We start from the raw sequence: 7,243 nt of genomic DNA on the forward strand, positions 1-7,243 counted from the left end.
TCGGCCTGTGGCTGGCTTGCGACGGGTGCTAGTTCGTCGGCGACGCGGGCGGGCCGCGACAGATAGGTCGCCGCGAGGCCGACGGCGATCAGTGCGACGAGCGCGCTGCCGACGTAGACAGGCAGACGGTGGTTGCGCGATCCGGCGGGTGCCTGGCCGCGTTGGGCGCCGGTTGGCACGGATGCGCCGCCGGATGACGAATCCGAAGCCGATGCCGGTGCGGCACGATGCGGTGCGGTCGAACCGGCAGTGCCGGCAGCCGCGGACGCGTTCGCGTTCCCGGAACCTGCTTCCCCACGCGCACCGATGTCGGTGTCGGTCATTGCGGATCGGGTACCGGCTTCGTCGTGTGTGTTGGTTCGTGCAGCGGGTGCTTCTTTCGCGCGTTCGACGTTTCTGTTCGGCGCGTCGGGTTCGACCGGCTTTTCAACCGGTTGCGCCCCATGCGATGCAGATGCTGCGAGCGAACCCGCAGCCGCAACGGCGGCACTTTGCGCGATCGTTTTGGACGTCGAAGGTGCATCCGTCTCCGGCTTGGCGCCGGACACGCCAGACGATGCGGATGCGGATGCCGTGTCCATAGGCGTAGACCCATGTCCCGCGCCAGCGGGCGTCGATGCCCGCTCATCCCCCGCAGCGTTGCCAGAAGCGGTCCCGCCCGCGCCGATCGAAGCCCCGGCGACACCCGACGCAGTACCGGACCCGGCCGAAGCTTCACGCTTCCCTTCCCCACTCCTGCCCGCATCACCCACCGGCGGCACGACCGCCGCGCCATACCCGCCACCCGCCCCGACGTCCCGCAACCCGAGCTCCGCCGCGAACGCCGCGACCGATTCCGGCCGATCCGGAATCCGCAACTGCAGCGCATGATCGACCGCCGCGAGAAATGCCGGGCTGTACACCTCGCCGGCCGGCAGGTCGCGCGACGCGAGCGGCCGGTACGTGTCCTTGATGCTGCGCACGACGGCTGCGGGCGGCAGCTCGCCGGTGATCATCGCGTGCATCACCGCGCCGAGCGCATAGAGGTCCGTCCACGGCCCCTGGCTGAACGCGGGGTCGTCGGTGTACTGCTCGATCGGCGCATACCCGGGCTTGATCATCATCGCGCCGTCGTCGACCAGATCGCCGATCCGTTTGCGCGCCGCGCCGAAGTCGAGCAGGATCGCGCTGCCGTTCGGGCGGATCAGCACGTTGTCGAGCGCAACATCGCGATGGAAGCACTGCGCGCGGTGCAGCGTGTCGAGCGCGCCGAGCAGCGCGCCGACGATATGGCGCAACTGCGTCTCGCTGATCCGCATCCCGCCGTCGAGCAGCTGCTTGAGCGTGCGCCCTTCGTAGAACGGCATCACCATGTACGCGGTGCCGTGGCTTTCCCAGAAATGCAGGACCTTGACGAGCCCCGGGTGGTCGAATTGCGCGAGCAGGCGCGCTTCGTTGAGGAACGCGCCGCGCCCGGCGTCGAACGCCTGCGCGAACCGCTCGGAGCGCAGCGACACCGTATAGTCGCCGCCGCGCGTGGCCAGCATCGACGGCATGTACTCCTTGATCGCGACCGCGCGCCGCAACGTGCGGTCGAACGCGCGATAGACGATCCCGAAGCCGCCGATGCCCAGCACCTCGTCGAGCTGCAGTTCGCCCAGGCGATGGCCGAGCGGCAGCGGCCGCACCGTGAATTCGGATGCGTCGCCGCGTGTCGCCGTGTCGTGCTCGTTGTCTCTCGATCCAGCGTCCTTCATCTCCACCACCTCTCGAAACCGCGTCCTGTCCGCCCGCCGCGCCCGGCGGCCCGCCGCCCTTCAGCCGGGCCGCTAGCTGCCGCCGAACAGCGTCAGGAACAGCGCGTTGTCGGGCGTGCCCGTATGCGCATGCGTGCGCAGCGGCGATCCGTCCGCGCGGTTGGTCCACCAGAAACTGGTGCCGCCGTGCGGATCGAAGTAACCGGACAGCCCCGGCCACGCGGCCGGGGCCGGCCGTTCCGGCGGCGGCGCCGGCATGCCGTCGACGATGTCGGCGTACGTGTCGTCGCCCTGTGTGAGCCGCACGCGCTCCAGCATCTGCTCGAGATCGCCCGGCGCGCGTGCATGGCGGATCGCGTCGAGCAGCGCCTGGCCGACCTGCCAGTAGAACGTGTCGGCGGCGTCCGGCAGCCCGTTCCAGTAATCGGCCGCGCGCATCGGCAGCGTGACGATCACCGGGTAGTAGCGCCCCACGCGGTCGCAGCTCGGCGCGAGGCAGCCCGGCTGGATGCACGACGCACCGGCGCCCGCCGGAATCAGGAAATTCCAGACCGGCGCGACCGTGTAGTGGCGCTCGATCTCGTCCGCGCCGCGCTGGCGCATCGCGGCCATTCCCTGCTGGAGCCAGCGCTCCCACCACAGCGCGAGCGCATGCGGCAGCCGGCTGTTCACGAAGTCGCCGGCGCCGGGAATCTTCCCGTACCAGGCCGGCGCATCGCCGTCGGTACGCGTGAACGGCGGTGTCGGGCTCATGGCTTCGGAGGGCATGTAAAGGACTCCATCTGGGGCAGCCTGAACGGGTTGCGGACACTGCCCGCATTCACTTGCAGCACGATCGGTTTGCCGTCGACCGTGAACCGCGCAATCATCTGGTCCGAGCCGCGCCCGGCCGACACGGCCGCGCGGTCGAACAGCCGGTGCAGCGCCCACGGCCCGTCGGTCGAGAAGCCGTCGGTCGCACCGGCCTGTCCGGACACCTGCAGCCGCACCTGGTTGCTGCCGCGCGGGCCCGGCCAGTCCACCGCGCTCTGCACGAGCGGGCCGTGTGCGTAGCGGACGATCTGCCCGTCGACGTCGAGCACCATCTCCGTGATCGACGGGTCCATTTCGAGCGGCTGGATCTGCACCTTCAGCTGTGCGGTGCGCGCCCCGCCGCCGAAATAGACGTCGCGGATCACCGCCGCCTTCTCGAACGAAGCAAGCATCGCGGCGGCCGACGGATCGGCGTCCGCATTGCGGTTCGCGAAGCGCCACGGATGCGACGTCGTATCGACGATCGACTGCAGGTTCTTCTGGAAGAAGTCGTCCATCAGGCCGCCGGGCGCGAACATCTGCGCGAAATCCGCCGGCGCGACGTCGCGCGACGAGCCGCGCGCGAACGGATAGCGGCCCGCGATCGCCTGCCGGCAGAAGTCGCCGACGTTCGCACCGGCCCGCGTCGCGACGCTGCGCTGCTCGACGGTCGCGACGCTGCCGTTCGCGACGTTCGACAGGTCGTCGAGCACTTCGCGGAACGGGGTCGGCAGGCGGCCGGCCTGGGCGCGCAGCTTGGCAGGCGCATCGGACGGCGGCGGTTGCGCGCCGCTCCTCAGTGCGTCGTCGGTGGCCGTCAGGTACGTGTACAGCGCGTCGATCGACTTCAACACCTCGTTGAACGCCTGCGCCTGGTCGCCGCTGCCCGGCGCGAACGCGCGCAGCCCGGCGAAGTGGCTGTCGACGATCTGCTCGGCGCTCGCGGGTGCCGCCGCGGACGCGCTCGACGCGCTCCCCTGGCCCGCGAAGATCTGCGACAGCGAGCTGCGCGCCTCGTCGACCTTGTCCTGCGCACGCGCCGCGAGATTGCGCGCCCCGCCCGGCGCATCGCCGAGCGCGGTGTCGCGTGCGAGCGCAACCATCAGCCGCGTGAGCGGCGAATCGGCGGACGACAGCGCGCGCGCCACCTGGATGCTTTGCGCGAGCGTCGCGGTGCGCTGCAGCTTGATGTCGGCGAGATAGTCGTCCCAGATCTTCAGGTAGTCGTTCAGGTAAAGCTGGCGGATATCGCGCGCCCACGCGGCCGCGTCGTTCGGCCCGGGAATCTCGGACAGCCCGAGGTTCAGCACCCACACTTCCTCGCGGCCGTAGGCTTCGACCTCGCCGGCCAGGCGCGGCGCGAACACGTTGCGATAGCCGTTGCGCGTATAGAGCCCCGGCACGCCTTCCGACAGCGGCTTGCCGCTCTGGCGGCGGAACACCAGCGATGCGTCGGGGCCGACCGCGCGCGCGACGCTGAAGTCGAACGCGGAAGTGGCCGGCCGCAGCGTGAGCGTGAGCTGCCGGTACAGCCGCTGCGAGAACGGCACCTGCCGCAGCCGGTCGCGCACGTCGGCCACGAGCCGTTCGTTCATCGGATACGGCGACACCGCGACACGGTTGCCGAACAGCGCGGCGAGATGCGCGCGCAGCGCGCTGCGTTCGGCCGGCGAGAAATCGGGCGGCAGTGCGCGTTCCATTTCGAGGTCGACGACGGCCTGCACGAACGCGGGATCGTAGTGCGCGCTGTCGTACAGCATCAGGTACGCCTTCAGCGCCGCATACGCGTATTCGGTCTCGTCGGGCCGCGCGTCGCGCAGCGCGGCCTCCATCCGGCTCGCGGCGATCGGCAGCAGCACGTCTTCGAGCGCGCGCCGGTACACGGCGTCGACGGCCTCGTCGATCTTCTCGCCCTGGAACAGCCCCCACCGATACGCGAGCGGCGGATGCTGCAGGTCGACGCCGCCCGCATTCGCGAGGTTGCCGAGCGCGTCGAGCACGGGCAGCAGGCGGGCGACGTCGGCTGCATCGGAGAATTTCGCCCCGGCGATCTGCGCATCGACGGCCGGCACGCGCGCGGCGATCTGGTCGAGATACGCGCGATTGTTCGAATAGCTGCGCAGCCACGCGACCAGCACGGCCACGCACACCAGCGCGAGCAGCACGTAGCCGGCGATCTGCAGCACGCGTCGCTTCTGATGCCAGCGCAGGTCGCTGCCGGCGAGCGCGGCTTCGCGGAAGATGTGTTCCTGCAGCAGCGACTTCAGGAAGAAGCTGCGCCCGGTCGAGCCGACCTGCGCGACCGGCGGCACGCCCTCGATCTTCAGGAAGCGCTTGATGCCGCTCATCACGCGATCGAACGCGGTGCCCTCCTGCGTGCCGCTCGTCAGGTACACGCCGCGCAGCATCGGCATCGGTTCGTAGCTCGACACCGAAAACACCTCGGCGACGAACTGGCCGAGCATGTCCTGCAAGTCGGCGATCTGCTGCGGCAGCAGGTACGTCATTTCGCGCTGGCGGGCGTCGGTCTGCGCGGCGAGCAGCTCGGGCAACCCGTCGTTCAGGCGCTGGTGCAGCAGCCGGTATTCACGGTCGAATGCCGCGCGCAGGTCGAAACCCGGCGCCTCGCTCTGTGCGAGCGGGAACGTGAAACCCCACACTTGCGCGCATTCGGTGCGGCCGTAGCTGCTGAAATACTCGGCGAAGCCCGCAAGCAGGTCGGCCTTCGTCACGAGCAGGTACACGGGAAAGCGGATGCCGAGCTGCGCGCGCAGTTCGAGCAGCCGCTTGCGCAGCACCATCGCGTGCTGCGTACGCTCGGCCTCCGACGCGCCGAGCAGGTCGGCGACGCTGATCGTCAGCATCGCGCCGTTCAGCGGCTGACGCGTGCGGTATTTCTTCAGCAGGTCGACGAAGCCCTTCCACTCGGCCTCGTCGAGCGCGCGATTGCCCTCGTGCGTCGTATAGCGGCCGGCCGTGTCGATCAGCACCGCGTCGTTCGTGAACCACCAGTCGCAATGCCGCGTGCCGCCCACGCCGCGAATCGCCGCGCGGCCGAACTGTTCGGCGAGCGGGAAACTGAGCCCGGAATTCACGAGCGCGGTGGTCTTGCCCGAACCCGGCGCGCCGATGAACACGTACCACGGCAGCTGATACAGATACTGGCGCGACATCCGGTCGAACCAGCGCGGCAGGCCGTGGCGCACGGTGTCGGCCTGTCCGAAGCGCACCTTCTTCAGCAACGAAGCGGCCTCGTCGAAGCGGCTGCGCAACTCGTCGAGCTGCGCCTTCGCCGGATCGTCGGCGGTGGCCGGCCCGGGCGCGGCCTCGCGCAACTGGTTCAGCAACTGCGCGTTGAGGCGGCCGGCGCGCCAGCTGCGCCACGCGACACGTGCGCCCCACGCGATGAACAGCACCGCGATCGTCAGCCCGCGCGCCCAGCCGCTTTCGAGCGGCCGGACCTCGGCGAACGCGAACAGCGGGCCCGCGAGCCACACGAAGCATGCGAGCACGACGAGACCGGCGAAGGTCCAGATCTCCCGCGACGGCAACGGCCGGACGAAACGCGCGACAGCCTGGTTCATGTCAGTTGGCTCCCTGCGTGGCGCTCGCGCCGACGGCGGCACTGCCGGGCGCCGGCAGCAACGTGATCTCGACGCGCCGGTTCAGCGCGCGGTTCGCGGGCGAATCGTTCGGTGCGACCGGATCGAGCGTGCCGCGCCCTTCTGCCGCGAGCCGCTCCGGATGGTCGAGCCGCGCGGCGATCATCCCGCGCACGGCTTCCGCGCGTTCGCGCGACAGGTCCCAGTTCGATGCGAAGCGCGCCGTATGCACGGGCGTGTCGTCGGTATAGCCGGTCACGCGCACGTTGCCGGGCACCTTGTTCAGCGCATCGGCCACCCGCGCGAGCACTGGCGCGTAGCGGTCGATCACCGACGTCGAGCCGGACTTGAACAACCCGTCGCCGCGCAACACGATCACGCTGCGATCGGCGTCGTCGCGCACCGAAACGAGGCCGGCCACGATCTCCGGCTCCAGGAACTTCGCGATGCGCGGCGCCGGCGCCGGGCGCGGCGGCGCCTGTGCGGGTTGCAGCTTCGGCACGTGCAGCGCGTCGATCGACGCGAACAGCCGATCCGAATGCCCGGCGAGCGCGATCCGCAGCCCGACGAACACGCCGAAGCCGATCAGCAGCGCGAGCGCCACGCATACCCACAGCGGCACGACGAACCGGCGCGCGACATCGCGCGTGACGACGTCGCGCCAGTGCGGCGACAGCGCCGGCTCGAATTCGCCGCGCACCGAACGGATCGTCAGCGCGAGCTGGTGGCGCAGCGCGTCGAGCTGCGCATGGCCGTTGTCGAGCACGCGATAGCGGCCCTCGAAGCCGAGCGCGAGACAGAAATACAGCAGTTCGAGCAGGTCGAGATGCTGGCGCGGCTGCTGCGACAGGCGTTCGAGCAGGTGAAAGAATTTCTCGCCGCCCCACGTTTCGTTGTGGAACGACACGAGTAGGCTGTGCGACGACCACACGCTGCCGCCCCACGGTGTCAGCGCGGCCGCCTCGTCGAGCGCCGTGCACAGACAGTAGCGCGCGCCGATGATCGCTTCCGACGGCACGCCGGCTTCCTGTGCCCGTGCCTCGAACTGCCGGATCTCGACCACCAGATGCTCGCGCAGCCACGCCGGATTCGGGTGATGGACGGTCGAGCGGA

Annotated in this window: 4 protein-coding genes; all 4 read right to left on the minus strand. The window is 70.0% G+C overall.

The genetic code is table 11. The features are described 5' to 3' along the window. The coding region (locus tag G3N93_RS30155) for a serine/threonine-protein kinase (protein WP_206134588.1) at positions 1 to 1,736 on the minus strand (1,736 nt) is incomplete at its 3' end. A gap of 72 nt (positions 1,737 to 1,808) precedes the next feature. Next, positions 1,809 to 2,504 (minus strand): type VI secretion system-associated protein TagF, encoded by a 696-nt coding sequence (tagF, locus tag G3N93_RS30160; protein WP_174937817.1) that lies wholly within the window; start codon positions 2,502 to 2,504, stop codon positions 1,809 to 1,811. After that, a complete protein-coding gene (tssM, locus tag G3N93_RS30165; protein ID WP_206134589.1) occupies positions 2,486 to 6,112 on the minus strand; it encodes a type VI secretion system membrane subunit TssM in 3,627 nt (1,208 codons plus the stop codon). Before tssM ends, tagF begins: the two co-directional genes overlap by 19 nt. Before the next feature lies 1 nt (position 6,113). Beyond that, on the minus strand, positions 6,114 to 7,243 hold a 1,130-nt coding region (locus G3N93_RS30170; protein WP_206134590.1), incomplete at its 5' end, for a DotU family type VI secretion system protein.

The organism is Burkholderia sp. Se-20378, assembly GCF_017104665.1.
GTDB classification, from domain to species: Bacteria; Pseudomonadota; Gammaproteobacteria; order Burkholderiales; family Burkholderiaceae; genus Burkholderia; species Burkholderia lata.

Coding starts and splice junctions, on each gene's coding strand:
- tssM (WP_206134589.1), bottom strand. CDS start 6,112: ATGAACCAGGCTGTCGCGCGTTTCGTCCGGCCGTTGCCGTCGCGGGAG.
- tagF (WP_174937817.1), bottom strand. CDS start 2,504: ATGCCCTCCGAAGCCATGAGCCCGACACCGCCGTTCACGCGTACCGAC.